Source organism: Bdellovibrio sp. ZAP7, from assembly GCF_006874645.1.
In the GTDB taxonomy this organism is placed as follows: Bacteria; Bdellovibrionota; Bdellovibrionia; order Bdellovibrionales; family Bdellovibrionaceae; genus Bdellovibrio.
Genome location: NZ_CP030082.1, coordinates 477,911 through 501,896 on the forward strand (window position 1 = coordinate 477,911; position 23,986 = coordinate 501,896).

The following is a 23,986-nucleotide window of genomic DNA, read 5'->3' on the forward strand; positions in this document are numbered from 1 at the left end:
ATTTGCCATTAGAAGTGCTTTTGGTCACACGAAAAACGGTGTATGATGCGCCCATGAGTCAAATTAAGAGTGTTCTTTTAGCTTTCCGCCCAAAAACTCTGACTGCAGCCTTGGTTCCGTGCCTGGCTGCCACAGCCCTGGTTAAAGCCATTGGTCTTTCTTGGGACGGGCAGGTTTTATTTTTCGCCTTGGCGGCGTCATTCCTTATCCAAATCGGCACAAATTTAGTGAACGATGCGGTGGATTTCAAAAAAGGTGCTGATACAGAAAAGCGTATTGGTCCACAACGTATCACTCAGGCCGGAATTCTTTCCGCCAACCAAGTGATGGCCTTGGGCTCATTGTGTTTTGCTTTGGCGATTGCCTGTGGGATTCCGTTGGTGATGAAAGGTGGCATGGTTATCGTGGTAATCGGGATCGCTTCGGTATTAATGGGCTACTCCTACACCGCGGGGCCGTTCCCTTTGGCTTACCTGGGGCTGGGTGATCTGTTTGTGATCCTGTTCTTTGGTTTGTTGGCGGTCATGGGTATGGTGTTTTTAAATACTGGTGACTGGATGATGGAGGCCTTTGTTTTGGGACTGCAAATTGGTTTCCATGCAACGACCTTGATTGCCATCAACAATCTTCGCGACCATACCGGGGACCGCCTGGTGAATAAGAAAACCTTGGCCGTTCGTTTCGGAGTTAAGTTTTCTCGCTATGAAATCGCAGCCATGGCGTTCTTGCCATTTGTGTTGAATTTGTACTGGTGGTTTGAGGGTTATAAGATCGCAGCCATCGTTCCGATGTTTGCATTGCCTTTGGCGGTCAAGTTAACAAAAAATGTTTTCAATACTGAGCCGGGACCTGTTTATAATAAGTTTCTGGGCCAGGCAGCAGGCCTGCATTTGGTCTTTGGACTTTTAATCACCTTAGGATTTGCACTTTGATCAAACTTAGCTACTACGAATATGTACTGACGCCATTTACTACTTTGAACGCAGTCAGCGCAGGTCTTCCTCGCCGCGGAGCCTTGATCAAAGTGGAATGGCCTCAGGGATTCGTAGGCTATGGTGATTTGCACCCTTGGCCAGAACTTGGTGACACTCCATTGGATGAGCAATTGGCGGCGTTGAAAAAAGGCCGCATTTCTGCGCAAATGGAGCAAACGATTTGGCTGGCTCGCAAAGATGCGAACCTTCGTAAAAAAGGTAAAACCATTCTGACAGCTGGCGAGAAAGTTCGTAACAACTTTCTGGTTTCTAATTCCGCAGAAATTGTTCCGGGTTTCCTGGATGAATTAAAAAGACAATCTTACTCGACAATCAAATTGAAAGTCGGCCGTGACCTGGCTGCAGAAGCCACAGCGATCACTCGCATGGCTGCGGCGGGTTTTAAAATCCGTCTGGATTTTAATGGCACGGGCAGTTGGCAGATTTTCGAAAAATTCTTTTCCGGTCTGACAGCACAGGAAAAAGTTTGGATCGAATATGTTGAAGATCCATTCCCTTATGAAGCAGACACTTGGGCTGACGCTAAAAAACTGGTGAAGGTCGCGTGCGATGCCCCCTATGAAAAAGTCGATTGGGAAAACTCCGCAAAAGTTCCCTTTGATATTCTGGTTATTAAGCCTGCCAAGATGGATGTCGATAAAGCGATCGAGCGCTGCAAGAAGTTTAATTTGAAAGCGACAGTCACAAGCTACATGGATCATCCAGTGGGTTCACTGGGAGCCTTGGCTGTGGCAATGGAGTGTAAAGAGCTTTACCCCAACATCATGCTCGATGCAGGTTGCTTGACCTATCGCTCGTATCAAATGGATCAATTTGCGGCGAACATCAATACAACGGGACCTTTTCTTTCCAACGTTAAAGGAACTGGCATTGGGTTTGATCTTTTGCTTAGAGATTTGCCGTGGCAGAAACTCAATTAAGCCAGGAGCTTTACTCTGACGACAATCTGATTTTACTGAATCCTCGTTGGCCCCAGAGTGATTATAATAATTTAAAAAAATTAGCAGAAACTGCCCAAGCAGAGCGTGGCTTAAAAGGCCACGTGTGGATTGCAACCTCTGGTTCCACCGCAGAATCTGCGAGTGCTACGAAGCTGGTCGCTCTTTCCAAAAAAGCCCTGATGGCATCTGCGAAATCCGTGAATCAGCATTTGTGCGCCACCAATCAAGACGTGTGGACTCAGGTTCTTCCACATTTTCATGTGGGTGGTTTTGGTATTGAAGTGCGAGCTTTGTTGTCCGATGCTCGCGTGGTGCCAGCATTGAAAGACGGACGATGGGACGTGGATTTCTTTTACGATGTTTTAGTAAAAGAAAAATGCACACTTTCGGCTTTGGTACCGACACAAGTTTTTGATTTGGTGGAAAAGGGATACAAATCTCCAGCCTCCTTGCGAGCGATCGTTGTCGGTGGGGGAGCCTTGGAAGTTTCATTGTATGAAAAAGCCCGTGCGATGGGGTGGCCACTTTTACCAAGTTACGGAATGACCGAGACAGCGTCACAGATTGCGACGGCGTCTTTGGAATCGCTTAAGGAATCCGTCTATCCTGAAATTGAATTATTGTCCCACGCTCAAGCTAAAACCAATTCCGCGGGATTCTTAGAAGTCACTGCGGAATCCCTGTTCACGTGTTATGCGCAAAATACCTCGGAAGGTATCAAGCACTGGGATCCTAAAAATGGAATCTGGTTCACGACGGAAGATCGCGGTGAGGTTCAAGGAAATGCCCTCAAGATTTTCGGTCGCAGTAAGGATTATATCAAGATCGGTGGAGAGGGGACGAACGTCGCAAGACTTCGTGCTTTGTTAGAGCAATCTGCCTTGGACTTAAATCCCCAGTGGCCGATGCATGTAACGTTGTTAGATATGCCATCGGAGCGTTTAGGTTCAGAAATTCATATGGTTAGCACTTTGCCATCAGAGGCGAACCTAAAGATTGCTGAATCGTATAGTGCAAAAGTTTTGCCGTTTGAAAAAATAAGACAGACCCATGTTGTCGCGGGAATTCCCCGCAGTGATCTGGGAAAGATTTTGTGGCAGCAGCTAAAGAAATTATTGTAGGAGTAAGCGATGATTCGCAAAGAAGAAAATCCCTGGAGTGATGCCCTTGTTATGATTTGCACGAAGTGCGGCAAGTCTATCTCTGGTATGAAAGAAGCGAATGTCGCAGAAAATTTAAAAATGTTTTATAAAAAAAGCCTGAAAGACAGCGGCGACGGTAAAAAGATCCGTGTCGTGACTTCAAGCTGTTTGGATATTTGCATCGATGAGTTTCAAGCGATCACAGTCGCATCAAACGATAAGACTGAAAGCTTTATCATGCATCCTGAAAAAGACCGCGATGCTTTCTTAGAGCTTCTAAAAGAGAAGCTCTAAGGGCCTGTCACAGAGAAGTTTCCATACATAATTGGCAAAGTTAACAAGCCTGTCCCATTGAATATCAATGACAGGCTTGAGCCAGAGTATGAGCTGGAAAGTTTGATATAGAATTTATACTGATTTGAGTTGTATGGGGCGATCGGAGCATACACATTCTCTGCAAATGCCGTCGATGAGCAGCTTGAATCCGTATACAACGTCACATCACCCGCGGCGGCACCGGAGCTATTCGAGAATGCCAAGTTAATTGGGTTTAAGGCCGGAATAATTCCCGCATAGTCATTTAAAGTCAGCATCACATAATTGCAGCTGCCTTTAGCCAGTGTATAGCTTGGTGCTGTTTCAAATCCAAACCCTGTTGCAACCACACTGACGCTAACTTCACGAGAGACCGGGTTCATTCCCGTCGCAGTCATAGTGATGACGCTTGTGGAGTTTTGTCCTGCCGAAGATTTCACGTAAACCTTCGACATCACGGCACCCTGAGTAACTACAAGATTTGAAAGTGCATTCGTACAGTTTGAGTCGGAGTAAAATTCCAGACCTGCTACAGTAGAGCTCGAAGAGAAATTAAAAGTATAGTCTTTATCCGCGGGAACGGGCGTCCAATTTCCATTCGCAGTTACAACTGTATAAGGACTGCAATAGCTGCGACTGACAGTCGTCGGACCCCAGAAATCCACGTTCGCAATTGTTGTTTTGTTAGATAGATCCACGCGTACCGGGAATGACGGGTTGTCATAGTTGGCATCGCTGACCGTGTAGTTCACTTCGACTTTAGTGAAATTCGTCGTCGAAGTGGTGTTGCCTGGTTCATATCTCACGTAAATTTTTGATTGGCTTACGTATGACGCGAAAAACACGGAGCTTGTTTTTGAACTCGAGTTACAATCATCCGCGGTATAGAAAAGCAATTTCGCATCGGAAGGAGCCAGCGTCAGACTGATTGAATCGGTCATACTTCCTGAAGTCTTGTTGTAATCCAAGCGCTGCATCGTGATCGGATAGCAAACATTTTTATACAATGTGCCTGGAGCATCCGTCATCGAAATGAAACGATGAGACGACGCAGGATCACGCAACGTTACAGGTGTCGCGGCCGTCGCAGCTGTTAGTCCGCCCGAAAGCGAAGTCACCGTAAAACCAAGAACCGTATCTATCGGAGTCGTCGGCATTTTGACATAAATCTGCAACTGACTTTTATTCGCGGCGATTGTGAATGATGTTTGCGGGCTGTAACTTGAAGAGCAATCCGCGATTGATTTATAGGTCGAAATGCTTGTGCCTGCCGGAGGATTTACAGAGAACGTGGCTGCTGTGCCCGTTGAAGTTTCATTTCCGTTCGCGTCAGTTACAAACACAGTGAACATCTCACACTGTCCAGCGCCACCAAAGTCTTTTGGGAAAATTTTGCGCAAAGCAAGTTTCGCAGCCGAGCCGACATTTTCTCCCGAACCTTTTTTAGGATCAGGTATTGTTAGGGTGCGAGTATCACCAAAGAAAGTGGAACCTTTAATATAAATGTTATCCACCGAAGAAGAATCACTGTTCACCGTGATTCCCCAGATGCTGAGCAAATCTGCGGCTGTCACATAAATATCAAACTTACCATCAGAGCAATCGTTGTCATTGGTAACGCTGCCCAAAGTGGTATTAGAAGTGTCTGGAGATGTTGGAGCCGAGTGATAATTGATGTCATCAAAGCTGATAACCACGGGACCCACCCGTGGATCGCAGGTGCCTGTGATCTCAACGTAATTTTGCGTATCCATGTCTTGATCGAACGGACTTGAGCTTGTCAAAACAGGCGCCGCCAGTTTTCTACCCAACGTAGAAACTGAAACCGCCGGGTCTTCACAGCCCGCTAAAAAGGTCGTCGCAGCGATCAAAAATAACAGTGGTTTGCAGGTTACGTTCACCATGCATTACTCTTCGACGTCCAAACCTTTTGTCTTAAGACTTAGATTGAGAAACTTTCAGATTGTAAGGAAGTTGCAAGAACCGCGTTTCGAAATGAGACGGGGAAATTATTTTCCCCAGCCTTTTTCACTTTCGATTTGTTCGCGCAGTTGGCGCTCGATGCTTTCGGCTGGAACGACTTTTCCACGTCCCACGCCGGGACAGAAGGCTTTGACATCTTTTGCCCAAGATTTTGCATTCATCACTTCGGGCCAGAACGGCCAAGTACGGCATTGAGTAGGGCGAGCTTCGTAAACTCCGCAACCCTTGCCTTTAAGGAACATGCAGTCTGTGTTTTTGGGATCTTCTTTCAAATGCCAGATGCCGCCGGTTTTTTCGCAATAACGACGAGTGAAAGCCGAAGTGCTGATCTTCAAGTGTTTGGCAAAACGTTGGCGGTCCTCAAGATTCAAATAAACGAAACCGTACTCGCCATGGGAAGTACAGCATTTGCCGGAACCTGTGCATTCAAAACGCACGCCTTCACGCCACCATTCTTTTCCTGTGAACTTGAACTCTTCCACTAATTTTTCTCCAAGTAAGGTTCCAAACGGGATTTCATCAACGCAGGGATCGCCGTTTTCTGTTTAGTTTTTAAATCCAAAACAGAGTGAACCATCGTGACCACCGCATGAATTTTATCGCCTTGAGTGAAGACGTACTTCATTTTGAAAGAAGTTTCACCAAAACTTGCGACCATCACTGAAATATCGTAGGTCTCGCCCGGAAAAAATGGAGCCAGATAGTTGGCTTCAGAGTGGCGAAGGGGGATCGCATAGTTCTGATCCTGGAAATACTCTTTCCAAGTATACCCGGCGTCCACGATGAATTGCTCAAAGGCGTCGTGGGCAAAGCCGTAAATATTCCCAAAAAACATGATTTTCGCGGGATCAGCTTCCCTGAAAGTCAGGGTCTTTTTCGTTCGGAAGACTTTATTCATAATGATTGGAACTTTAAGACTGTAATGGCCTTGACAGCAAGCGCGAATATCGCCATTTTGGGGCCTCATTAGGAGTCTTAATTGTCGCGCAATGTCATTGATCTGAAAGTCTATGATTCCAGGGATTTCCCTGCCTACTTACCAAAGCTGAATAAGCTTTATGATGACCTCTTTTCTGGAGGCAAAGGATTCCGCGCGAAATTGATCCGCATGATGTCTTCCAGTCTTTCTCTGGATGGAAAGTCTGAACATCTTTTGGCGCAAACGATCGAGTTCATTCACAACGCTTCGTTGTTGCATGATGATTTGATCGATCGCTCTCATCTTCGTCGTGGTAAAACGACGGCGTGGCTTAAGTACACTCCCGAATACGCAGTTCTTGCGGGTGACTACTTGCTTGCGCGCGTGATGGTGAATCTATCTGGTCACGGCAATATCAAACTTGTGCAATACACAGCGGAAATCATCTCGGACCTTTTGGAAGGTGAGTGGTTGCAGGATTCTGTGATTGGTGACTACTTTGTGACGCTTGAGCAGTTGGATCGTATTCATAATTTGAAAACGGCTTCGTTGTTCAAATGGTGTATCCGTGCACCGTTCATCGCACAGGAACGCTATGATGCTGAACTTCACCAAATCCTGGAAGAGATGGGAACGTTGTTAGGTCAATTGTTTCAACGCTCTGATGATTTGCTCGATTACGACATCCGTAATGACGAGGGCAAAGCGATCTTGGGTGATTTGAAATCCGGTTACTTGAATTCTTTTGGTGCCTATGTGACTGCAGGTCGCACTCGCCAGGAGATCGATCAAATCGTAAAATCTAAAAACCTTGAGCAGTACTATGCAAGCATCGGTGGCAAAGAAGCTTTTGATAAAAAAGTGGAAGCCTTTGATGAAATGAACAAAGGTTTGATCGCCATGTACGATCATCACTTGGAACGCTTGAAAAAGCATTTAAAACCGGGTGAGGAAAAGCTGATCAATCAACTTCGTCCTTTGACGGAGATCTTGTATTGGAGAAGGAAGCCTTCTTCGTGAGTGAGTTCGTTACCTTAAGCAAAAGCTCGCCTGAATTTGAATCCTACTTGCTTGGTACTTTTGCCAAGGACAAGCGTGCTTTGCCTGTGCAGACGTTGAATGTGAATTCCGCCTCTGAAACCGTGACGTTTAAAATTGTTTCAGTCAGTACTTTAGAATTTCCTCCGCGTATCGTGCGCATCATGAAAACGGTCAAGTTCAGAAGCTTTCTGTTTATTCTGGTTCCGCTGTTCTTGATTCTAACAAAAAATATTGTGGATCAGACTTTGCGTGATCCTATTTCCACTTTGATTTCTACGTTCGGTGTGATCTGCGCGTTTATTTCCGTAAACCTTCGCAACGACTATACAGATCACGTGCGCGGGGTGGATCGGGTTCTTGAGCGCAGTGGCAGTCGTGCGATTCAAAACGGCTGGACGACGGCAGCTCATATCAAATCGCTATCGACGGTCTTTTTGTGGATCTCCTTGATTTGCTCTTTGCCAGTGATGTTTGCATACAACGAAGTTGCAATCGTGATTGTGGTGGCAGCCTTGATTGGTTTGTGGGCGCAGTTTCAAAAACGCATTTCCTTTAAATATCAAATTGGTGGCGAGTTCGCGCTGTTCCTGATGTTTGGTCCCCTGTTGACGGTGGGCTATCAGTTAGCGATGGGGGCTCCATTTGATAAAGAGTCCTTGTGGATTGGTGTCGTTTGGGGCTGGGCTGTTTTATTTGTGGTCCACCTACGTAATTTTATTAATATTCTTCCCAGCAGCCAGGCCGGTTTTAGAAATACTGTGAACTGGTTGGGCTTTGATCGTTCTCGTCGCTTGATTGCGATCTGGTGGGCGATTTTTTTAATCATCAATCTTTTCTATCACACGGTGTATGCCGGAAAGTATTGGGGAGTTTACGTCAGCGTGGCGCTGGTGTTCTTGTCTTGTACTTTCATTTCCAAGCTTAAAAGCCTTTCTAGCCCTGTGGGTGGTGATTTACGCCAGGTTTTCAAATACGGATTCACTTTGTTCTTATTCACCATTGGACTGTGGGTGTTTGAATGTCTTTGGTATCTTCTGGCGAGCTAAAACAAATCTGTGTCATCGCCGATGATGCTGGAATATCCAAGGGACACCAGTGGGCTCAGTTTTTAAATTGCCCCTTGAACCCTCCTTCTGTGGATTCTTACTATTTCCGTTTCAATGTAGAAGGCGAGCGCGTTTACGTGCGCGATCAAGATAAGCGTCTGCTGGAAATCGACTTCGACAAAAATCATCTGGATTACGAGCGCAAAGGTCACCGCGGAAAGCAGGAAATGATCGCCAAAGCTTTGGGCGCGGCTAAAGGTTGCAAGAAAGTTTTGGATCTTTCTGTGGGCATGGGAATCGACAGCGTTTTTCTGACTCAATTGGGATTTCAAGTCACGGGTGTCGAGCGTTCGCCGGTTTTGTATGCGCTTTTAAGTGAAGCCTTCGCGAAAACACAAAAGGAATATCTAAAGTCTTATAAATTGCACTTTGCAAACAGCCTGGACTTCCTGCGCGAGCAAAACGGAAAAATCGAGATCGATTCTATTTATTTTGATCCCATGTATCCGCATAAGAAAAAGTCATCATTGCCCAAGCAAGAGATGGTCGTGTTCCGCGATCTGGTCGGCCACGATGATGATGCGGCAGAGGTTTTAAAAGAAGCCCTGAAGTGGCCAGTGAAACGGGTGGTAGTCAAAAGACCGATCCACGCGGAACAACTGTTGCCCGGTGTGATTCACTCTTTTGAAGGAAAGGTGGTTCGTTATGATTCTTATGTGGTTGGGTAGTTTTGTCCTGATGATGTTTGGTCTGACGAAGTCCCAAAAAAGTGCGGCGCAAATGTTCCGCTCTTTTCAAAAGTCTTTTTTGGATAAGAACATCGATCAACCGAAAATGATCAAAATGTTTCAGTACTGTCTGGATGTGGTATTGCTGGAAGTATCTCCGCAAAAATCTTTGTATGCCGGAATGGGTATGTACAATCTGCGTATTGCGAGCCTGCGTCCCAGTGCTTTGGTGATGTGTCTCTCCACGCTGGGTGCCTGGTGGGTGGCCATATTGGGAATGTTATTCCTAAGTTTCAATGGGTCGTTCTTGTTGGGGCTTTGTGCTTTAGGACTGATCACGGTCATCATGACACCCAAAATCCGCACAGTTTTAGAATGGATTTTAGGTACAGGAATCTTTTTGATTGGCGGGGAGTTGATGCTAAAAAACTCCAACGTTTTGATTATGGCCTTAGGGCAAAGTGATTTGGCATTTTTCCTGGCTGATGGAAGAATCATATCGGTGGCTTCTATCTTGCTTGCATCGGCTTTGATCAGTTTGGTGGTGCGTGTAGAGTTTTGGTCCCTGGCTTTGGGGCTTTCCCTTTTATTTGTAAATGTGATTTCTTTAAATGGTGCGATCGCCTTGCTTGCGGGTGAACGTGTGGGCCGTATGATTTTATTCTGGTGGCATACGCGGTCTCTGAATCAGGATTGCCGTCGTGTGGGTTTACAATTCTCTCTGGTTTCAATTGCGGGAGCTATTTTGGGAATGCTTTTGGCCGGGGAAGTCCGGGTCACCCTTAACATGGGATACACTTCCGAAATGAGCGCCTATCAGGATAAGAGCCTGCAATACGTGATTCTATTTTTGATCATTCTAAGTGTGCAGTTCTTGGCGCAAATGGTGTGGGGCCACTTCGGCAGCACCAAGCAATTGGACGAGATGCAAGATCCAAAATACATTTCTCAAGTTTGGTTGTCTGAGGAGTTCGCTTCGCCTGGAGTTTATCAATGGGCGAAATCAAAAATTCATAAACGCTTAAGTGAGGTACGGTATCACTTGCAAGGACTCAACACTCTGAAAGAGGGGCAAGTCCCAGATCCAATCCAAGCTCGTTTAAAAGAGGAAGAACAGCAGCTTTCCAATTTGGAAGCGATGCTTAGTTAGGGAATTCTTCCTTGATAACTTTTCCAGTATCCAAATCAATTGAATTGCTAAAGCCTTCCCAATCGAGGGCTTTGGCTTGCGATCCGAATTTTAGAATCGCCGTATAGAAGCGGGGTTTACGCCCTTGAATCTGCCAGCGAATGCTCATGTCTTTATTCAGAAATAGGATATTGTCATAGAGCTTTCGGGTCGGAATCTTTTCATTGAAGATATTCAATAAAACCAGAATCCCGTCCTCGAACTCCATAGCGTTTTCTATCGTGTGAATTAGGAAAAGATTTTGTCCGGAATACTGAATCTGGTGATTTTCAATTCTTAGCATGTTCCTTCGTTTCTTTCTTTTAGCCCGCGCAGGAATCAGCCATGCAATATCATTTCCCAGCTGAAATAGTGTTTAAAGGGCCCTTTGTCCGACAGATGTTCTAGTTCCGGACAGGGACTAATTATCTTTTTGTTTCCAATTTTTGGTTCGTGTCTACTCCTTGGTCATCTGAAATGAGCTTTAATCGGTTCTTTGTGTGGTCCGTGGGTTGCACTTAGGATTCCAGATTCAAAAAATTAAAGATCTAAAGGAGCCCCCATGAAAAGTGTTTTGTTTGTTTTAGTATCCGCAATGTCGATGAATGCGATGGCGTTGGAAATCTCAACATCCATCAAAATCACTCAAGCGAACCAGGAAAAAACTGCGTATGAGCAAATGCTTTTAGATGCGCAACCGGATGCTGCGATTTATATCGCTTCAGGTGGTAAAGAGTTGAGACCTCAATTGGCTCGCACGTTCGAAGTTATCCGTTCAAAGAACGGGAACAAAGGTTCAAATATGGAGCTTGCAGAATCGATCGCGAACGCAAAATAGTTAGAAAACCCCCACGTATATTGCTTAGAAGGCCACCCTCTGGTGGCCTTTTATTTTGAGCTGAGCAAACTAATTTGCCTGCCCAAAAGCGGCACCCTGTTCAAATCTCCAGCAATCTAAAGACTTTAAAAGCGATTGGTTCTATTTGAGGCACCTTCCCTGTGGCAGGAACTTTGTAAGTAATTGATTATGCTTAAAACTCCGCTTTTTAAACACATCATCGCCTTCTCTTTGCCGCTTCTGACGGGAGTGATGGCCCATGGTTTTGAATATCGTCTGGTAACGTCTTTACCTTCCGATCAACGTGTGGCGGTCCAGAATCTTTTAAAGCAAGCAGAACAAAAACTTCCTGAAACATTAAAGGCGGCTTTAAGGACCGTCGACGTGCGATTCGATCAGCTTCCTTCGTTCAGTGCACTTTCTCCGAATATCGGTGTCGCAAGCTTTCAACGTCGTGATCTGACGATCAATACATTGATGCTGGCGGAAATTGTTAAAGGACCTCAAGGTTCCACGCGCACGACTCGCACTCATGGCAATATGTACAACGAAGTGCTGGCGACAGTCCTACATGAAACGACTCACTTGTATGATTTTGCCAATGTTCACAGTGATTCAGAAAAAGAAATGATCAGACGCTGTGACACCAAGTTTGCAAAATCCAAAGAGGAACGCATTCAAAATGGACCGCGTCCGTATGCCTGCAAATACTACGAAAAGATGACGACTTCTTTCTCTTCGAATCCCTACTATTTGCAAGTCGCGGGTTGGACGGGGCAAAGCGAGAACGTGATGAATCAACGTTCTCCAGATATCTATGAGCTTAAAGATAAACGCGAGCATTTCGCTGTGAACATGGAATACTTCCTGATGGATCCACAGTTTAAATGTCGTCGTCCTTCTTTGTATAAAGTCCTGTCTTCGCAATTCCAACACGTGCCTTTTCAAAATGTGACGTGTGAAACCCAGTTGGGATATGTGATTCCTAATAGTGGTGCGATGTACAGTCAGATTTTGCAGATCAATCCGGATCGCATTTATCAAGTTCACTATCTATTTGCAGAAAAGGGCAGCGACATTTCTTCGGGTTGGGGTCACTCGATGATTCGCTTGGTTATGTGTGCTCCAGAACGCAAAACAGTGGGACCTGATTGCCTTCGTGACGTGGAATATTCCGTGGTTTTGAGTTTCCGTGCCTGGGTTGAATCGATTCAGCTTAGTATGTGGGCGGGACTGGCAGGAGATTATTCTTCCCGTTTGTTCATTTTGCCTTTAAGTCAGGTTGTTGATGAATATCCAAAAGGGCAATTCCGTTCATTGCGCAGTATCCCTTTAAAGCTTACCCGTGAACAAATCCGTGACCTGGTCGTACGCTCTGTTGAAACGCACTGGGGTTACGAAGGCAGATATAAATTTATCACCGCAAACTGTGCGACGGAAACGTTGGATCTGTTGCAATCAGTATTGCAATCGCCAGCCATGATGAATGTGGATATTAAAACTCCAGCAGGATTGTATTCTGTTTTGCAAAAATTGAATCTTGCGGATGATTCTGTATTCAGAGATCCGAAAACTGCTAAAGAATTGGGTTACTATTTTGAATCCTATGAAGAGCGCTATAACAATACGTTCAAATTAATTAAAGACGCGGGATTCACTCCGCTGAAAGTCTTTAAAGAGTGGATCAAAGCCGATGCGGCTTATCGCCAGAAAGTCATTCGTGCCATTCCGAAATCTCACCCTGAGTATAAGAAAATGATTGCTTCACTGTTTGTCTTGGAATTTGCGGCGCAAAGACAGATTCAAACTTATATTTTGCAGGATTTAACCGGCTTGATGGCTGAAGGCAAGACGAGTGCCGAGGCTGACAAAGCCCAGCAGACCGCAAAAAACTATATGAAGATTTCTGAGTTGTTCGCAAAACCGTCATCGTTTTTGCCGAAGGGCAGAGGTTACGGTTTACCGCTTCCGGCGGAAATGGCAGCTGCGAAAGAGCTGGTGGCTGTGAAAGCCAAGGAAGCAATCAAGATTTCTGAAGAAACAAAAAAAATGGCTGATCAACTGACCGACACCGTTCTGATGAGGCAGGTCGAGACCAGCAACGAAAATATTAAATTGTTACAGCAACTGCTTCGCTCGAAGTAGTGAAAGGTGAACCTATGAAAAAGGCGATTGTTACCGCTATCATTATGCTTACAGGTGCTTCTGCGATGGCCCAATATTATCCAGGTCCTGCGCCTGGTGGTTACTATCCTCCTCCAGGTGGCGGCGGGTATCACCACCAGCAACCGGATCCGAATGATCAAGCTTCTGCGATGAGTGCCGCGACAGGTGCCATGTTTCTTTCCTTAGCTACGATGTGTGGTGCTGGTCCAGGTTGCTATTACAAAAACCTAGTGGCTGCAACTCAAGAGGAAGCAGTTCTTTTTAAAGTGGATGGTTCCGTAGGTCCGTACTTGGCAAGAACTTTAGAAGTATCTAAAACTCGTGAAGGTCTTAAGGATCTTTCTTTAGAGCAGCAGATCGAGAACATCATCCAGTTCAAGCCTTAGTTCGCTTACTCTAGTCGACCCGACTTAGGGCCGAGTCAGGAATCACTGCCTGACTCGGCTGTAAAACAAATCTAAAATAAGAGCGTTATGACGAATGATCCAAACGCTCTCAAAGAACGCATTTCTGATTTAGAACATGAACTAGCTGTGAAAGAAGCAGAAGTTCATCGTTATCGTTTGGAACTGGGTAAAGCCAATCAAGCTCTGGAGAAAATGATTCATCAGATGAATCAGGAATTGAAGCTTGCTCAGGCGCTGCAGAAAAAACTTTCCCCCACAGAATTACCCAATGTTCAAGGTTTCGAGTTTTCCACCAAGTTTTTGCCGGGGACTCGTTCGGGTGGGGATTACTTCGACATTTTCGAACATGAAGACAAATTGAAGTTTGGAATTCTGATTTCCAGTGCGACTGGATACTCCCTGTCCTCGATGCTTCTTTCGGTTATCATTAAAATTTCATCTCAGATGGAAGCACGCCGCGGGCTTGAAGCTCACAAAGTTGTGGGTATATTGGCAAATGACGTAGTACCGAACATCACGAACGACGATCGTGCGAATATCTTTTATGGTGTCGTCGATCGACGCAGTTATGAATTTCAGTATTGTTCAGTTGGCGACATCGATGGCTTTCACCAGATCTATGGCAAGGATGCACTATCGGAACTTATGGCGACGGGGCCGAGCTTAGGTAAGGATTTTAACACGGAGCCTCAAAGTCGCACCATTCAACTGAACCCCCGTGATAGACTGATTTTGGCGACCGAAGGCCTCAAAAACTCTCAGAACTCTTTGGGAGTTGGCTGGGGTGGGCATAATCTGATGGACGCCATATCAAAAGCGCCTCGTCAGGGGGTGCACGAGCTGCGTAACGAGATTCTTTATGCGAACCAAAAATATTCCGGTAAAGAGGATCCCGTCAGAGATCAGACTCTGATCGTCACTGAGGTGAAGGATCGAGTGATCAAGCTTGCCAAGAACTAGCTGGTTTTATATGACTTATTTTATTCTACTTCCACTGGAAAGGAACCCCACATGGCTGAAGTAAATATCTACGAAGGCGCTTTAGATAAAGGTCTTGAAGGCGTAGTCGCTTGTACAACGAAAGTATCTTTCATCGTTGGCGATAATCTTAATTTCCGCGGTTACACAATCGACGATTTGGCTGCGAACTCTACATTCGAAGAAGTTACGTACCTTCTTTGGAATGACAAACTTCCGAACGCTTCTGAGTTGGAAAAGTTCTCTAAAGAACTTCACGGCGAAATGGCATTGTCTCCAGACTTCATCAAAGTTTTGAAAGGCATTCCAACTGACGTTCACCCAATGGGTTGGTTGCGTACAGCTGTATCTTTGATGGCTCACTATGATAAAGATGCTAACGATATGTCTGCGGAAGCAAACCTTCGTAAGTCTGTTCGTTTGACAGCTAAAATGGGAACTCTTCTTTGCGCATTCGATGCAATCCGCAAAGGTAAAGAGCCTGTAGCTCCAAAAACTGACAAGTCTATTGCTTGGAACATGATGTACATGCTTGCTGGCGGTAAAGAGCCAAACGCTGAACACGTAAAAGTAATGGACACTTGCTTGATTCTTCACGCTGACCATGAATTGAACTGTTCTGCATTCGCAACTCGCGTAACAGCTTCTTCATTGTCTGATCTTCACTCTGCAATCGTTTCTGCGATTGGCGCGTTGAAAGGTCCATTGCACGGTGGTGCAAATGAGCAGGTTATCTTGATGCTTCAAAAAATCGGCACAATGGATAAAGCTCAACAGTTCGTTAAAGATGCTCTTCAAGCCAAAGAAAAAGTGATGGGTATCGGTCACCGCGTTTACAAAAACGGCGACCCACGTGCTCGTATCCTTCGCACTATGTCTGAAAAATTGACTAAAGCGGCTGGCATGGAAACTATGTATCAAATGTCGACTTTGATCGACGATACAATGTTCAATGAAAAAGGTTTGATGCCGAACGTGGATTTCTATTCTGCGACTGTGTACTTCTCAATGGGTATCCCGACTGATTTGTTCACTCCGATCTTTGCAGCTTCTCGTATTTCTGGCTGGTGCGCTCACGCGTTCGAGCAATACGCGAACAACCGTATCTACCGCCCTCGTGGTAAATGGGCTGGTAAAGAAGGTTTGACTTGGAAACCAGTAAGCCAACGATAGTTTGATTCATTCCGACTCTGGTCGGATTGGAAAATATTTTGGTCTGTAAAGGGAGTCGCAAGACTCCCTTTTTCTTTTTGCATCTTCACAAATCCATCCATTTAGAATCTGAAATTTTCTAGGCTACGGCCTTGATGGCTCTAACATATTCACTGGCTCAGGATGAGTATGGAATAGAGACGGCAAGGAGAAGCTATGAATATGTTCTGGAAAAGAATTCTCGTTCTTTTGGTGGCTTTTGGCTTTTATTCTGCTGATAAAAGTTATGCGCAGCTTGAAGCGCAAAACCCTTTCCTGGAAACGGAACCGCAATTTGCTCCTGGGGATTACACGCGGCTTTTTTCGAACATGAGTGTCGACGATATGCGAGCGACGATGTTGAAATCCTGGGTGCATGGTGTGAATCCCGTTTATTACTGGCGCCCTGATATGGAAAAAGCTTTTCAAGAGGGCGGAGCGAGTTCTCCCGGATTGAAAGCTAAAACCGACGATAACTACCTTAAACTTTTGCAGGACATCTCCATCGGAAGTGCCAATCCCGTTTTGATGGGAACGGATGTTAAGTTCGTGCAGAAAAAATTCCTCTCGCCAAAATATTTGCAAATGTTGATTAGCTCCAGCGGCTCCCGCCCGGATCTGCTGATGGATAATTTGGCGCCGCAAAATCCCCCTTACAATGCGCTGAAGGCGGCGATTGCGAAAGTCTATCCAGCCTGCGGTGATGGTACTTGGACACCTCTGAAACCATTTAAAAAACCTTTAAAACTTGGCATGAAAAACCCTGGCGTAATTGATTTGAAAAAACGTTTAAATCTTCTGGGTTATCCGATCGTGAATTTCGACGAGACGTTCGATAGGGAAGCACAACTTGCTGTGAATGATATCCAGTGGAATCTTCATTGGAAGCCTGATGGGATTCTTTCTCCAGGTGGGCGCACATGGAATTTTTTAAGTGTTTCTTGTAAAGACCGGACACGGCAGATTCAAGCAGACATGGAGAAAATGCGTTGGTTCCCGCAAACATTCCCAGACAGATACATTTTTGTAAACACCGCGATGACCTACTTTGGGATGATCGACAAAACGCAACCTGAACGCTTTACGATGGCATTTAAAACCATCAATGGTCGTCCTGAAAGAAAAACACCCACAATGGCAGACAGCCTGGTACGGGTGATTTTAAATCCCTTCTGGATTGTGCCGCCGACGATTTTCATTCAAGACAAAGTCGAGGATATCAAGAAACTGAATTATTGGGAGATTAATGCTTATTTTGATTCTCACAATTACGAAGTCTGGAACAAGGAATTCACGCGCAGACTGGATCCTGCAAGTATCAACTGGTGGGCTTATGATAGCGCCCAAGATGCTGACATCTATATTCGCCAAAAACCTCACCTGGGAAATGCTTTAGGTATTGTGAAGTTTGAGCTGACGAATTCCTTTGCGATCTATCTGCATGACACCAACCAACGAGAACTTTTTGTGGAGGCAAACCGCCAACTTAGTTCTGGATGTGTGCGCTTGGAAAAACCATTGGATCTGGCAGAGTACTTATTGCGTGGAACGCCATGGGATCGCCAAGCGATTGAAAATACGATCGCAAAACCCGGCCAGGTTATGACCAAGGATACTAAAATTTCTTTGAAAGAGCCAGTCGCGGTTTATATCGGCTTTATCACTTCGCAAATGTTCTCTGATAAGGTGATTCGTTTCGCGACGGATTCCTACAATCAAAATGCTAAAGTTTTATCTTTGATGAGGGCTCCTTTTTAGGAAGCCCTTCGGGGAAAATTCTTTATTTATTGTGGGAACGAATGACGATGGTGGGAACGGTGCTGCTCATGATCGTTTCGCGTGCGGTGCTACCTAAGAAAGCTTTTACGAAAGAACTTCGTCCATGGGTTCCCATTACCAGATACTGATAATTTCCCGACGCTGATTCGTTAGCAATCGCTGTCTGGGAGGTCGGCTGATGAGAGTCCATCTTAAAGGAGCATTTCACGCCATCGGCTTTAAAGCCTTTTACTTTTTTAAGCAGTGCTTCTTTGGACTCTGCATACAAAGTATCGATCGTCGATTGATCCATGAATGCCGTTCCAGAAGCTGCCGCATATTGTTCAGCAATTCGTAATGATTCAAGAGCCGAATAGATCAAGACCACTTCAAGGCTTAAAGCCTTTGCCAGTTTTTTTGCATAGGCTTCCGCGCGACGACTATTGTGAGTTAGATCTGTGGCGAGGAGAATTTTACCTTTTCCTACCGGCGCCTTGGTAACTTTTGGTCCAATAACCATGACTGGGATAACGGCATTGCGAACGACTTCTTCAGCGACACTGCCTAAGAAAAATCTTTCCAAACCTTTTTTGCCTTGGGTGCCGATTACAACCAAACCGGGTTGCGGGGCGCTGGTTTCCAGACGAAAAATTTCGTCCACGGGATTTCCGAAAGCTTCAATCACTTGAATTTTCTTGCTGCTTTGGCGGATTTTCTCCAAAGTCGTTTGAATACGTGTGCGTTCATTGGTTTTCATGGTGATATCGATAGGATTTTGAACGTACAACAGTCTGACGGGGGCGTTTAGTTTCTCGGCCAGATTCAATCCGCACTGGCGGACCATTTCGGACCGAGCTTTTGCACCGGGAGATACATCGAAAACATCATCGGCAATTAACATATACTTAGACGCCATATACACCTCGCAGAATTAATTCTACTCCTTGTCACAAACGAATGTCATTGCCTGACTTCAAATCGCAATTCTATACTAGGGGCCAAATACAAGAGGTGCATGAATGGCTTCCGTTTTTACTAAAATCATCAGTGGTGAGTTTCCTTGTTACAAAATTTATGAAGACGACAAAGTCCTGTCATTTTTGGCATTGGATCAGGTCAATTTAGGCCACACATTGGTGATCTGCAAAGAAGAAATCAATCATTGGACGGAAGTCCCTGCCGATACATATGCGCATCTACATAAAGTTTCCCAAAAGATCGGTAAAGCAATTTTGAAAGCATCGGGTTCACCCCGGGTTGGACAAATGGTGGCAGGTTTTGAAGTGCCACACTATCACTTGCACTTGATTCCGGCGTGGTCGATTCCAGATTTGGATTTTAAAAAAGCCACACGTCGCTCTGATGATGAAATGAAAAAGATCCAGCAAGAGATCATTAAGAATTTGGCGTAATCATGGCATCAGAGCAATTACCCATCAGTGGCGCGATCTACAAGCATTACAAAGGAAAGCTCTATCAAGTGATCGGAGTGGGCAAACACTCTGAAACCATGGAAGAAGTGGTTTTGTATCAATGCCTTTATGAAAATTCATTGGGCCGTTTGTGGACTCGTCCATTAGCCATGTGGAACGAACTCGTTGAAGTCGACGGCAAAAAAATTCCACGCTTCCAGTTCCAATTCAATTAATCAAAAAGGCAAAAAGGTACGTCCTTACCTAAAAAGGTACTTCCTTACTTGCTATAAAAAAAAGCCACCGGTGGATACCCGTGGCTTTTTTAATTTTTAATCGGGTAAGGCCCTACCTTTTTAAGGCCCTACCTTTTTAGGTAAGGACGTACCTTATTCTGGGATTTGGCAGCTTACTTCTAGTAGGACGTCTCTTCTCCAGATGGTGTTAACAACGGAGTCGCCGGCTTTCAGTAAAGTTGCGTCGGCGTAGTAGCGGCCTTCACCTGGAATATCAAAAATTTCTAGAGATACACGGCTGCCGTCGTTGTTGCGGATGCGGAAGCTGAAACCGTCGATGTCACCAATTTTACCGTAGCCGTTCAGAGCAGGCTTGATGACCGTCTCCAATTGCTTGTCGTTGTTTTCAGTAACTGTGCAGGCTACCTTCAGATCCGCCGCGTGTGCGACTGTGCCTGTAAGAATCAATGCAGCCAAAGCTAGTGATTTCATGCGTTCCTCCTAGAACATCCCGACTCCATCTCCGTTGGAGCCTATCTTTATTACACAGGGCTATCTTTTATTCTCAATCCATTCTCAGTTAGCGTTCAGATCAATAGTTCTTAGGGCACCCAAATTGACGTTTGTGAAGGCCGAATATATGACTGCCGCCATTGGAGAATTAAAATTGATTATGCGTGTTATAGCCCTTTCCCTTCTTCTATCTTTGCAGGCCTTTGCCCAAGAGAAAACTGTTAATGAAGTGACTCCATCCGTTCAGGCCGTTGCTCCAGCTCCTTCGCCTAGCGTATCTCCTTCACCCACTCCTGGTGGTACACCGGAACCAACATCTAACATGGAAGCGGAAAAATCTGCCCCTGTGTCGACGGTGATGGTGACGAAGGCTGAAGATCTTAAGGCCTTCCCAAAATTTAGTTTTAAATCCTACGGGTACTTTACGTTCTCTCAGGCAGAAACGTTCAAAGCCGTGAATGACCTGACAAAGTACAACCGTCGTAAAATGGACCTGGCGGAGATCGCCTTCGAAGGTAATTACGAACTTACACCGACTAGCAAAATTGAATTCGAAGTTGAAATCGAACATGGTGGTGTTGGTACAGCGATGGAATTCGACCCGTTTGAAGAATTCGGTGAGTTTGAAACCGAAGTTGAAAAGGGTGGTGAGGTTGCACTCCCAGAGTTCGTATACAAAAAATCTTTCCCTACTACGGATAGTGTTTTGAAAGTCGGTAAGTTTCCATTGTTTATCTCTATCGGAACAATCCTTGAGAAACCAAGCCGTTATTATGCAATCCAAGCTTCCGACGTGGAAGCGGCAATGATTCCTTATCACTGGAATGAGTTGGGTGTTCAAGCTGAACAGAAAATCTGGAAGTTCACTGGACGTTTGGGTGTGGTCAGCGGATTGAACTCTGAGTTCTTCCGTTCGTACTCTTGGGTTGGTGGTGGTTACCAACGTCAGTTCGAAAACGTAAACGCAGATGACCTGGCAACCGTGGCTTCCCTTGAATTCGGAAGTGTTGCGAAAGGCTCGGGCGTTGGTCTGGCATACTACAATGGCAACACTCAAAACAACCGCTACAAAAAAGACAAACTGACTGTCAGCGCTGAAGTTGAAATCTGGTCATTGCTTGTGAACTACCGTATCTGGAAATTCCAGCTTACGGGCGAATCATTGCGCGGGACTTTGGAAAACTCTGACAAAGTAGCTTTGGCGAACTCCACATTGGGTGGCTTGGCGAAACCGAAATCATTCGCGCCACTGGGACACAAAGCGGTTTTGGATAGCGTGCAACTTGCCTACGATATTTTCGACGACAATACATTGGTACCTTACGTTCGTTGGGAGCACGTGAACACGTTTGATGAAGTCCAAGGATCCATCACTAAATACCCTCGTTACGATTGGACTCGTTCATCAACGGGTCTTATGTGGGCTTGGGATCAAGGCGCGTTTATGAAGTTCCAATACGCTGAAGATCGCACAGAGTTGATTGGTATGCCGGAAACGAAATGGTTCGGCCTGGCGTTTGGTTTTGATATCGCAAAATTTAATTAGTTTTTTAAATAAATCTCAGTCTTTGAAAATCAAAGTCTGAACAGGAGAATAAATGAAAGCTCTTAAGTTAATGACAGCAGCCCTAGCGCTAGTAATTGGCGGTCAGGCTTCAGCTGCATCGAACCAGGAAATCATCACTCACGTGTCTTACAACGTGATCACAGCAACCTATGTTGAGCTTGCACAAGCGACTGTTTCTTTGAAACAGGCTGTCGACATTTTCGTTCAAAACCCGAACGAAGCAACATTGGCTCAAGCGCAAAACGCATGGCGCGGAGCTCGTATGCCGTGGGAAGCCTCTGAAGCTTTCTTGTTCGGACCTGTGGATTCTTTGGGTATCGATCCAATGCTTGATACTTGGCCTTTGAACAGATTGGACCTGGATGCAGTTTTGGCTTCTGGCAGAACAATCACTCCTGAGATGATTCGTTCTTTGGGTACGAACCTTCAAGGTTTCCACACGATCGAATATCTGTTGTTTGGTGACGGAGTTCACTCCAACACAAAACCGATTTCTGCTTTTACTGCAAAACAATTCGAATACCTTTCTTCGACGGCACAAGTTGAAATGGAGCATGCGGCAGCTTTGGCATATGCATGGACGAACCGTTGGAATCCAGAAGATGCTTCTTCTCCAGGGTATTCTGCGATTCTTGCGCAGCCAGGTTGGAACAATCAATTCTACACATCTGATGCGGCTGTATTGGAAGAGCTTGTAAAAGGCATGATGGCGATTGCTGATGAAGTGGCAAATGGTAAAATCGCGGATCCTTTGGGCGGTGACATCAATTCTGCAAACATGGCATTAGTTGAATCACCGTTCTCTTGGAACTCTTTGAACGATTTCACTTTCAATATCCGCTCTATCTACTCTGTGTATACAGGTACATACAGAACGTCTCAAGGTCCGGGCGTAAAAGCTCTGGTTGAGCGTCACGATCCTCAGTTGGCTCAACAGATTGAACAACATATCTTGGGTTGCATGCAATTGATCCAAGCGATCCGCCCTGCAGGTGGTGGTGATTTCGGTCAAGCGATCTTTACTCCAGATGGTCGTCAACGTGCTCAACAGGCGATTCAAGCATTGAACCAACTTCACGCGGTTTTGGAACAACAAGTTCTTCCTTTGGTGGACAAATAGTCATATGAAAAAATCGACTCTATTTTTAGCGATTCAATTGTTTTTTAGCGGAGCTGCGATGGCTGCTCCAGCCATCGATATGGACTACGTCAATGCAGTTATGTCGGGTGGTGACACGACAGTGATTTTTAAAAGAGAGTCGATTCAGGCATTCCGCAATCCTGCGGCAAATTTGTCTGAAGAAGAAGTTCGCCGTCACATGGCAGGTGATGCCCTTTTTGAGAGAAATTTTTCCGATGATCCAGGTCGTTTTGACCATGGTTTGGGGCCTGTTTACAACAACACGAACTGCAATGCCTGCCACGCTAAAGACGGGCGCGGTGCATTGCCAGTTTTGCCAATCGGTCAGGAAAAAGTTTTGCTTCGTCAAAACGAAGCGGTCTTCTTGCGTATCAGTATAGAAGACGGTCTAAAGAAAGTTAAATCTGCTGCAAACCACTGGGGTGCACCGGTTCCTGTTCCTGGCTTCTCGGATCAATTGTTCCACTTGGGTTCTTACGGCGTTCGTGAAGATCTTGAAGGTGCGGGACAAGCACAAGTATGGATGAGTTTTGAAAAGTCATCTTTTACTTATCCTGATGGCAGCACAGTTGAACTTCGTAAACCAATCTTCACTGTGACTTCTCCTTACGATCAGTATTTTGATTCTGTGACTGGCCAAATGCGCAGCCGTCTTTTTGAAAAAGACGTGAAAATGGGGCCTCGTATGGGGACTCCGATGATCGGCTTGGGTTTGCTCGAGGCGATCAAGGAATCTGATATCCGTGCATTGGCCGCTCGTGATTTGTCTGCTGAAGGTGTTCACGGTCAAGTGAACATGGTTTTTGATATTCAAAAATCTATGGCTGGTGATGCGTACCCAGTTTCTATGGGTCGCTTTGGTTTGAAAAACAACACGCCCACAGTTTTTCACCAATCCTTGGGCGCTTTGCGCGGCGATATCGGCGTGACGAACTATGCTTTCCCTGATGAAAGCATCGCGGGAACTCCATTGTACGATAAATTCATGGCAACTCGTCCGCCCCTAGAGGAGCCGCAGGCTTCTAAGGAAGTGGCTGATGATTTGGTATTCTACTCTCGCACATTGGCGGTTCCTTCTCGCCGTAACGTGGACAACCCTGTTGTTATCCGCGGAGCAAACTTGTTCCACCAAACTAGCTGCACAAGCTGTCATCAACCAAGCTTTGTAACCGGCTCACACGAGATTCCGGCTTTTGCTAATCAAAAAATCTATCCTTATACTGATATGCTTTTGCATGACATGGGACCTGGTTTGGCTGACGGCCGACAAGATTTCGATGCGACCGGAAATCAGTGGAAGACGCGTCCTCTATGGGGTATGGGTCAAACTCAAACGATCAATCCACGTGCTGGCTTCTTGCACGATGGCCGGGCTCGCACTTTGGAAGAGGCGATTTTGTGGCATGGCGGTGAGGCAGAGTATTCTAAAACCAAGTTCACTCAGCTTCCGAAAGATGATCGTATCGCTTTGATTCAATTTATTCGCTCTTTATAAAACCGG

The 23,986-nt window shown here is 45.5% G+C and carries 25 protein-coding genes; 19 read left to right on the forward strand and 6 right to left on the reverse strand.

Features of this window, described 5'->3' with window-relative positions:
• The first annotated feature begins 53 nt into the window (after window positions 1-53).
• Genes menA through DOM22_RS02420 form a run of 4 tightly spaced genes read left to right on the forward strand, consistent with a single transcriptional unit; the run spans window position 54 to window position 3,372 of the window.
• Window positions 54-932 (forward strand): 1,4-dihydroxy-2-naphthoate octaprenyltransferase, encoded by an 879-nt coding sequence (gene menA / locus DOM22_RS02405; RefSeq protein WP_142698855.1) that lies wholly within the window; start codon window positions 54-56, stop codon window positions 930-932.
• Window positions 929-1,915, forward strand: a complete 987-nt coding sequence (locus DOM22_RS02410) for a hypothetical protein (protein WP_142698856.1) — start codon at window positions 929-931, stop codon at window positions 1,913-1,915. The genes menA and DOM22_RS02410 overlap by 4 nt, the downstream gene beginning before the upstream one ends.
• Entirely contained in the window at window positions 1,897-3,057 is a 1,161-nt protein-coding gene (locus DOM22_RS02415) for an AMP-binding protein (protein ID WP_142698857.1), read from the forward strand. The genes DOM22_RS02410 and DOM22_RS02415 overlap by 19 nt, the downstream gene beginning before the upstream one ends.
• 9 nt (window positions 3,058-3,066) lie before the next feature.
• The gene (locus DOM22_RS02420; RefSeq protein WP_246845816.1) at window positions 3,067-3,372 is read left to right on the forward strand and encodes a (2Fe-2S) ferredoxin domain-containing protein; all 306 of its coding nucleotides are present in this window, start codon (window positions 3,067-3,069) and stop codon (window positions 3,370-3,372) included.
• Here the strand turns inward: DOM22_RS02420 and DOM22_RS02425 are convergent.
• The 3 genes from DOM22_RS02425 to DOM22_RS02435 all read right to left on the reverse strand — a co-directional run bounded on the left by DOM22_RS02425 (window position 3,369) and on the right by DOM22_RS02435 (window position 6,274).
• Window positions 3,369-5,297 (reverse strand): hypothetical protein, encoded by a 1,929-nt coding sequence (locus tag DOM22_RS02425; RefSeq protein WP_142698858.1) that lies wholly within the window; start codon window positions 5,295-5,297, stop codon window positions 3,369-3,371. The two genes, DOM22_RS02420 and DOM22_RS02425, sit on opposite strands and share 4 nt — an antisense overlap.
• A 105-nt stretch (window positions 5,298-5,402) precedes the next feature.
• Window positions 5,403-5,858 carry a YkgJ family cysteine cluster protein gene (locus tag DOM22_RS02430; protein WP_142698859.1) on the reverse strand — a complete coding sequence of 152 codons (456 nt, stop codon included), beginning with the start codon at window positions 5,856-5,858 and terminating at the stop codon, window positions 5,403-5,405.
• Window positions 5,858-6,274, reverse strand: a complete 417-nt coding sequence (locus DOM22_RS02435; protein ID WP_142698860.1) for a thioesterase family protein — start codon at window positions 6,272-6,274, stop codon at window positions 5,858-5,860. The genes DOM22_RS02430 and DOM22_RS02435 overlap by 1 nt, the downstream gene beginning before the upstream one ends.
• A gap of 81 nt (window positions 6,275-6,355) precedes the next feature.
• Between DOM22_RS02435 and DOM22_RS02440 the strand changes: the two genes are divergently transcribed.
• From DOM22_RS02440 to DOM22_RS02455, 4 genes are read left to right on the forward strand one after another with little or no spacing between them, the layout of a single operon-like run.
• On the forward strand, window positions 6,356-7,315 hold the full coding sequence (locus DOM22_RS02440; RefSeq protein WP_142698861.1) for a polyprenyl synthetase family protein: 960 nt from the start codon (window positions 6,356-6,358) through the stop codon (window positions 7,313-7,315).
• Complete coding sequence (locus tag DOM22_RS02445; RefSeq protein ID WP_142698862.1) at window positions 7,312-8,382, forward strand: prenyltransferase; 1,071 nt, start codon at window positions 7,312-7,314, stop codon at window positions 8,380-8,382. The genes DOM22_RS02440 and DOM22_RS02445 overlap by 4 nt, the downstream gene beginning before the upstream one ends.
• Window positions 8,355-9,110 carry a class I SAM-dependent methyltransferase gene (locus DOM22_RS02450; protein ID WP_142698863.1) on the forward strand — a complete coding sequence of 252 codons (756 nt, stop codon included), beginning with the start codon at window positions 8,355-8,357 and terminating at the stop codon, window positions 9,108-9,110. The genes DOM22_RS02445 and DOM22_RS02450 overlap by 28 nt, the downstream gene beginning before the upstream one ends.
• Window positions 9,088-10,260, forward strand: coding sequence for a hypothetical protein (locus DOM22_RS02455; protein WP_246845817.1), 1,173 nt, complete (start codon window positions 9,088-9,090; stop codon window positions 10,258-10,260). The genes DOM22_RS02450 and DOM22_RS02455 overlap by 23 nt, the downstream gene beginning before the upstream one ends.
• On the opposite strand, the gene DOM22_RS02460 is transcribed toward DOM22_RS02455, so the two are convergent.
• A complete protein-coding gene (locus DOM22_RS02460) occupies window positions 10,253-10,582 on the reverse strand; it encodes a hypothetical protein (RefSeq protein ID WP_142698864.1) in 330 nt (109 codons plus the stop codon). The two genes, DOM22_RS02455 and DOM22_RS02460, sit on opposite strands and share 8 nt — an antisense overlap.
• 258 nt (window positions 10,583-10,840) lie before the next feature.
• Here DOM22_RS02460 and DOM22_RS02465 point away from each other — a divergent pair, with 258 nt between their 5' ends.
• The 6 genes from DOM22_RS02465 (at window position 10,841) to DOM22_RS02490 (ending at window position 17,616) form a co-directional block, all read left to right on the forward strand.
• On the forward strand, window positions 10,841-11,116 hold the full coding sequence (locus DOM22_RS02465; RefSeq protein WP_142698865.1) for a DUF2388 domain-containing protein: 276 nt from the start codon (window positions 10,841-10,843) through the stop codon (window positions 11,114-11,116).
• A gap of 189 nt (window positions 11,117-11,305) precedes the next feature.
• Window positions 11,306-13,261 carry a DUF4105 domain-containing protein gene (locus DOM22_RS02470; RefSeq protein ID WP_142698866.1) on the forward strand — a complete coding sequence of 652 codons (1,956 nt, stop codon included), beginning with the start codon at window positions 11,306-11,308 and terminating at the stop codon, window positions 13,259-13,261.
• 14 nt (window positions 13,262-13,275) lie between these two features.
• The gene (locus tag DOM22_RS02475; protein WP_142698867.1) at window positions 13,276-13,668 is read left to right on the forward strand and encodes a hypothetical protein; all 393 of its coding nucleotides are present in this window, start codon (window positions 13,276-13,278) and stop codon (window positions 13,666-13,668) included.
• Window positions 13,669-13,755: 87 nt separating this feature from the next.
• On the forward strand, window positions 13,756-14,649 hold the full coding sequence (locus tag DOM22_RS02480; RefSeq protein WP_142698868.1) for a PP2C family protein-serine/threonine phosphatase: 894 nt from the start codon (window positions 13,756-13,758) through the stop codon (window positions 14,647-14,649).
• A gap of 51 nt (window positions 14,650-14,700) precedes the next feature.
• Window positions 14,701-15,840: a citrate synthase gene (locus tag DOM22_RS02485; RefSeq protein ID WP_142698869.1), complete on the forward strand. Its 1,140-nt coding sequence runs from the start codon at window positions 14,701-14,703 to the stop codon at window positions 15,838-15,840.
• A gap of 195 nt (window positions 15,841-16,035) precedes the next feature.
• A complete protein-coding gene (locus tag DOM22_RS02490; RefSeq protein ID WP_142698870.1) occupies window positions 16,036-17,616 on the forward strand; it encodes a L,D-transpeptidase family protein in 1,581 nt (526 codons plus the stop codon).
• Between the two features lie 22 nt (window positions 17,617-17,638).
• Here DOM22_RS02490 and DOM22_RS02495 read toward each other — a convergent pair whose 3' ends face one another.
• Window positions 17,639-18,532 carry a universal stress protein gene (locus DOM22_RS02495; RefSeq protein ID WP_142698871.1) on the reverse strand — a complete coding sequence of 298 codons (894 nt, stop codon included), beginning with the start codon at window positions 18,530-18,532 and terminating at the stop codon, window positions 17,639-17,641.
• A gap of 103 nt (window positions 18,533-18,635) precedes the next feature.
• On the opposite strand from DOM22_RS02495, the gene DOM22_RS02500 reads away from it, so the two are divergent.
• Window positions 18,636-19,028, forward strand: a complete 393-nt coding sequence (locus tag DOM22_RS02500) for an HIT family protein (RefSeq protein ID WP_142698872.1) — start codon at window positions 18,636-18,638, stop codon at window positions 19,026-19,028.
• Between the two features lie 2 nt (window positions 19,029-19,030).
• Window positions 19,031-19,264 carry a DUF1653 domain-containing protein gene (locus tag DOM22_RS02505; RefSeq protein WP_142698873.1) on the forward strand — a complete coding sequence of 78 codons (234 nt, stop codon included), beginning with the start codon at window positions 19,031-19,033 and terminating at the stop codon, window positions 19,262-19,264.
• A 153-nt stretch (window positions 19,265-19,417) separates the two neighbouring features.
• Here DOM22_RS02505 and DOM22_RS02510 read toward each other — a convergent pair whose 3' ends face one another.
• Window positions 19,418-19,756, reverse strand: coding sequence for a hypothetical protein (locus DOM22_RS02510; protein ID WP_142698874.1), 339 nt, complete (start codon window positions 19,754-19,756; stop codon window positions 19,418-19,420).
• Between the two features lie 148 nt (window positions 19,757-19,904).
• On the opposite strand from DOM22_RS02510, the gene DOM22_RS02515 reads away from it, so the two are divergent.
• The 3 genes from DOM22_RS02515 to DOM22_RS02525 are packed head-to-tail and all read left to right on the forward strand — an operon-like array spanning window position 19,905 to window position 23,980.
• Window positions 19,905-21,323, forward strand: coding sequence for a hypothetical protein (locus DOM22_RS02515; RefSeq protein WP_246845818.1), 1,419 nt, complete (start codon window positions 19,905-19,907; stop codon window positions 21,321-21,323).
• Between the two features lie 52 nt (window positions 21,324-21,375).
• Complete coding sequence (locus DOM22_RS02520) at window positions 21,376-22,464, forward strand: imelysin family protein (RefSeq protein WP_142698875.1); 1,089 nt, start codon at window positions 21,376-21,378, stop codon at window positions 22,462-22,464.
• A gap of 4 nt (window positions 22,465-22,468) precedes the next feature.
• Entirely contained in the window at window positions 22,469-23,980 is a 1,512-nt protein-coding gene (locus DOM22_RS02525) for a di-heme oxidoredictase family protein (RefSeq protein ID WP_142698876.1), read from the forward strand.
• Window positions 23,981-23,986: the final 6 nt, after the last annotated feature.

Excerpts from the sequence above, each read along its gene's own strand:
- menA (WP_142698855.1), top strand. The coding sequence starts at position 54 with ATGAGTCAAATTAAGAGTGTTCTTTTAGCTTTCCGCCCAAAAACTCTG.
- DOM22_RS02420 (WP_246845816.1), top strand. The coding sequence starts at position 3,067 with ATGATTCGCAAAGAAGAAAATCCCTGGAGTGATGCCCTTGTTATGATT.
- DOM22_RS02425 (WP_142698858.1), bottom strand. The coding sequence starts at position 5,297 with ATGGTGAACGTAACCTGCAAACCACTGTTATTTTTGATCGCTGCGACG.
- DOM22_RS02435 (WP_142698860.1), bottom strand. The coding sequence starts at position 6,274 with ATGAATAAAGTCTTCCGAACGAAAAAGACCCTGACTTTCAGGGAAGCT.
- DOM22_RS02450 (WP_142698863.1), top strand. The coding sequence starts at position 8,355 with ATGTCTTTGGTATCTTCTGGCGAGCTAAAACAAATCTGTGTCATCGCC.
- DOM22_RS02455 (WP_246845817.1), top strand. The coding sequence starts at position 9,088 with ATGATTCTTATGTGGTTGGGTAGTTTTGTCCTGATGATGTTTGGTCTG.
- DOM22_RS02460 (WP_142698864.1), bottom strand. The coding sequence starts at position 10,582 with ATGCTAAGAATTGAAAATCACCAGATTCAGTATTCCGGACAAAATCTT.
- DOM22_RS02465 (WP_142698865.1), top strand. The coding sequence starts at position 10,841 with ATGAAAAGTGTTTTGTTTGTTTTAGTATCCGCAATGTCGATGAATGCG.
- DOM22_RS02470 (WP_142698866.1), top strand. The coding sequence starts at position 11,306 with ATGCTTAAAACTCCGCTTTTTAAACACATCATCGCCTTCTCTTTGCCG.
- DOM22_RS02475 (WP_142698867.1), top strand. The coding sequence starts at position 13,276 with ATGAAAAAGGCGATTGTTACCGCTATCATTATGCTTACAGGTGCTTCT.
- DOM22_RS02480 (WP_142698868.1), top strand. The coding sequence starts at position 13,756 with ATGACGAATGATCCAAACGCTCTCAAAGAACGCATTTCTGATTTAGAA.
- DOM22_RS02485 (WP_142698869.1), top strand. The coding sequence starts at position 14,701 with ATGGCTGAAGTAAATATCTACGAAGGCGCTTTAGATAAAGGTCTTGAA.
- DOM22_RS02490 (WP_142698870.1), top strand. The coding sequence starts at position 16,036 with ATGAATATGTTCTGGAAAAGAATTCTCGTTCTTTTGGTGGCTTTTGGC.
- DOM22_RS02495 (WP_142698871.1), bottom strand. The coding sequence starts at position 18,532 with ATGGCGTCTAAGTATATGTTAATTGCCGATGATGTTTTCGATGTATCT.
- DOM22_RS02500 (WP_142698872.1), top strand. The coding sequence starts at position 18,636 with ATGGCTTCCGTTTTTACTAAAATCATCAGTGGTGAGTTTCCTTGTTAC.
- DOM22_RS02505 (WP_142698873.1), top strand. The coding sequence starts at position 19,031 with ATGGCATCAGAGCAATTACCCATCAGTGGCGCGATCTACAAGCATTAC.
- DOM22_RS02510 (WP_142698874.1), bottom strand. The coding sequence starts at position 19,756 with ATGAAATCACTAGCTTTGGCTGCATTGATTCTTACAGGCACAGTCGCA.
- DOM22_RS02515 (WP_246845818.1), top strand. The coding sequence starts at position 19,905 with ATGACTGCCGCCATTGGAGAATTAAAATTGATTATGCGTGTTATAGCC.
- DOM22_RS02520 (WP_142698875.1), top strand. The coding sequence starts at position 21,376 with ATGAAAGCTCTTAAGTTAATGACAGCAGCCCTAGCGCTAGTAATTGGC.
- DOM22_RS02525 (WP_142698876.1), top strand. The coding sequence starts at position 22,469 with ATGAAAAAATCGACTCTATTTTTAGCGATTCAATTGTTTTTTAGCGGA.